General features: G+C 37.7%; 1 protein-coding gene. It reads left to right on the forward strand.

What is annotated here, in order from left to right; all coding sequences use genetic code 11:
- Positions 1-3945: SspB-related isopeptide-forming adhesin (locus HMPREF2877_RS11315; protein ID WP_305366766.1), on the forward strand; the 3945-nt coding region annotated here is incomplete at both ends.

Below are 3945 nucleotides of genomic sequence, written 5' to 3' on the forward strand. Positions count from 1 at the left end.
TACGACATCACTGGTAACAAGTTGATGGATGATGATGACGAGTTGGCAGATGAGTATGTAGATACAAATGCTAACCCATATGTGGATGGTACAACCAACAATGAACCTGAAAACTTGAATACCAAGACAGTTAAGAAGGGCGATGAGATTGTTTACCAAGTATGGTTGGATACAACAAAATTGAAAGCAAGTGACAATATTCAAGCTGTTGGTATTACAGATAAATATGAAGCTGATAAACTAGAAATCAATGCTTCAAATATTAAAGCTTACGATTCAGTAACGGGTGTAGATGTAACTGCTAAATTCGACATCAAAGTTGAAAACGGCACAATCACTGCAACTTCTAAAGACGAATTTATCAAAGATGCTAATAACAACCCTGTTATTGACACAACTAAGTTCGAGTTTGGCCGTTACTACAAATTTGATATTCCTGCTACAGTCAAGATGACGACTCCAAATGGTGTCGATATCGAAAATACGGCAAATCAAATTGTTCACCAGTACGATCCAACGAATAGAAATATCACTAAGCCAGAAAAACCAACGCAAAAACGTGTAGTGAATCTTCCAGTTCCACTCGAATTTGATTTCACTAAGAAATTAGATGGCCGAAATCTTGTAGAAAACGAATTTACATTCGTATTGAAGAAAGATGGCGTCGCAATTCAAACTGCGAAGAACAGTGCGCCAGACGCAACAACTGGAATCGCGAAGATTGCCTTCAAGCCACTTGAATTTACAAAAGCGAACGCTGGTAATACCTTCACTTACACTGTGGAAGAAGTTGCTGGAACGGATGCTACTGTGTCTTATGACAATATGGTCGCAACGATTAAAGTAGAAGTCAAACATGACGGAACGACTAAGGCAACTGTTGTGAACATGCTTCAAGACGCACCGGACAAAGAGTTTAACAACACAGTGAAACCACCGGAAGAACCTAAGTTCAACCCAGAGAAATACGTCGTTGATAAAGAGAAATTCGATATCACAGGCGACAAGCTCGTTGATGATGACAAAGAATTGGCAGACAAGTACGCAGATACAAATGCGAACCCATATGCGGATGATGCATCAAACAATGAACCAGAAAACTTGAATACGAAGACAGTGAAACCAGGCGATAAATTGGTTTACCAAGTATGGTTGGATACAAAACAATTTAGCGCAACCAACACTGAAAACATTCAAACACTCAGCATCACAGATAACTATGATGAAGATAAGTTGGATGTGAACTCAATCAAGGTTTACGATAGCGTAACTGGTGCAGACGTTACTTCTAAGTTTGATATCGCAAACACAGGTGGCGTGATCACAGCGACCCTTAAAGCTGGCTTCACGAAATCACTAGGCGATGCCAACAACACCCAAATCATTGATACAACTAAGTTTGCATTTGGCCGTTACTATAAATTTGATATTGTGACAACCGTGAAAACGGATGCCCCAGCAGGAAAAGATATCGAAAATACAGCTGGTCAAATTGTTCACTACTACAACCCAAGAACCAACACAGTTGAAAAACCAGAAAAACCAACTGAAAAACGTGTTAATAGCGTTCCAGTTCCACTTGAGTTGAATTTCACTAAGAAACTTGATGGTCGTCAACTTAAAGCTAACGAATTTACATTTGTTCTTAAGAAAGATGGCGTTGAAGTAGAACGTGCGAAAAATGATGCTCCTGATGCAACTACCGGTATCGCTAAGATTAACTTCACGAAACTTGAATTTGGTAAGGATGATATTGGCAAGACTTACAATTATACAGTGGAAGAAGTTAAAGGAACAGATTCAACAGTGTCTTACGATGGCATGGTTGCAACAGTAAGGGTTTCAATTTCTCATGATGGTACGGCAAAAGCAATCGTGAAGAATGTTGTAGACGCACCAGACAAAGAGTTCGATAACCGTGTGACACCACCAGAAGAACCTGAGTTTAAACCAGAGAAATATGTTGTTAGAGATGAAGACTTTGATTTAACTGGTAAGAAACTTTTGGATGATGATTCTGAGTTAGCTGATAAATACGGCGATACTAAGATTAATCCTTACGCAGATAAATCTAATAATAATGAAAAAGTTACTGTCCGTAATGATAAGGGTGAGTTGGAAGAAGTCTTTGAGAACCTCAATACTCAGCCTGTTAAACGTGGTCAGAAATTCTACTATCAAGTTTGGCTTGATACAACTCAATTTAGTGCTAACAATAAAGAAAATATCCAAACTGTTGGTATCACAGACAATTATGATGAATCAAAATTGATTGTGACTAAAAACACTATTAAGGTTTATGATGGTGAGACTGGTGCAGATGTGACGTCTAAGTTTGACGTTGCTGTTACTAACGGTATTATCACTGCAAACTTGAAATCAGGCTTTACGAAGTCACTAGGTGATGCAAATAATACTCAAGTTATTGATACAACTAAGTTTGAATTTGGTCGTTACTACAAAGTAGTTATACCTGCTACAGTTAGTCAAGATGCTTACGATGGTTCTGAAATCGAAAATACTGCGACACAAACGGTTCATTATTATAACCCAAGAACGCATACAGTTGAGACTCCAGATAAGCCAACGCAAAAACGTGTGAACAACATTCCAACAGCTATTCAGCTAATCTTCGGTAAGACACTTAATGGTCGCAAATTGCAAGCAGATGAATTTAGCTTTGTCTTGAAAGATAAAGAAACTAATAAGATTCTTGAGAAGGCTAAGAATGATGCAGATGGTAAAGTTACCTTCAAGACAATCAACTATTCAAAAGCTGATATTGGTCAAACATTTAACTATATTGTTGAAGAAGAGAAAGGTGACAAACCAGGTGTTACTTATGATGATATGAAGGTTAACGTGACTGTTCAAGTTATTCAGCCTTCTTCTGGTGATCAGTTGTCAACAGTTATCTCTTATGCTACTGAAGGTGGAGATGCCTTTACTGCGGATGATACAGTATTTGACAATAACGTAACACCAAACTTCAAACCAGAGAAGTATGTTGTTTTTAAAGAAAAATTTGATCTTAAGGGCACAAAACTTCTCGATGATGATGCGCCTAACGGTAAGGTTGAAGCTGAAAACTTGAATCACCATACACTTACTCGTGGTCAGAAATTCTACTACCAAGTATGGCTTGATACTCGTGAATTTACAGCTGAAAGCAATATTCAATCAGTAGGAATCACAGATGACTATGATGAAGCTAAACTTGATATTGATGAGTCAGCAATCAAGGTTTACGATGGTGAAACAGATGTTACTGATAAATTTGATATTTCAATCAAAAACGGTGTCATCTACGCAACTTCTAAACCAAGTTTGACTAAACCTATTAGTGCAACTGATGCGACTCCAGTTATTGATACGACTAAGTTCGCTTTTGGACGTTACTATAAATTTGATATCCCAGCAACTGTTAAAAATATTAAAGACAATGACGGTGTTGAGTTTAGTAATACGGCCAATGAAATTGTTCATCAATACAACCCTTACAATAAGCAAGTTACAACTCCTAAAAAACCAACTCAAACACGTGAAAATAACGTTCCAGTTCCACTTGAGTTCAACTATACTAAGAAACTTGAAGGACGTGAGTTGACTGCAGGTGAGTTCAGCTTCTTATTGAAAGACCAAGATGGAAAAGTCCTTCAAACTGTATCAAATGATAAAGACGGACATATCAAGTTTGAACAACTCTTGTTCAGCAAGGCTGATCTTGGTAAGACATTTACTTATACTGTAGAAGAAGTCAATGACAATAAACCTGGTATTTCTTACGATGCTATGAAAGCAACGGTGACAGTACAAGTAACTAAGGATGGTAAAATTCTTAAGACTGTCGTTAATCATGCTTCAGCAGGTGGAAATGCTACAGATGCTAACGACAAAGAGTTCAACAACAAGGTGGTTCCACCAGAAAAACCTAAGTTCCAACCA

The sequence above is a fragment of the Streptococcus sp. HMSC072D03 genome (assembly GCF_001812855.1).
Classification (GTDB): Bacteria; Bacillota; Bacilli; order Lactobacillales; family Streptococcaceae; genus Streptococcus; species Streptococcus salivarius_D.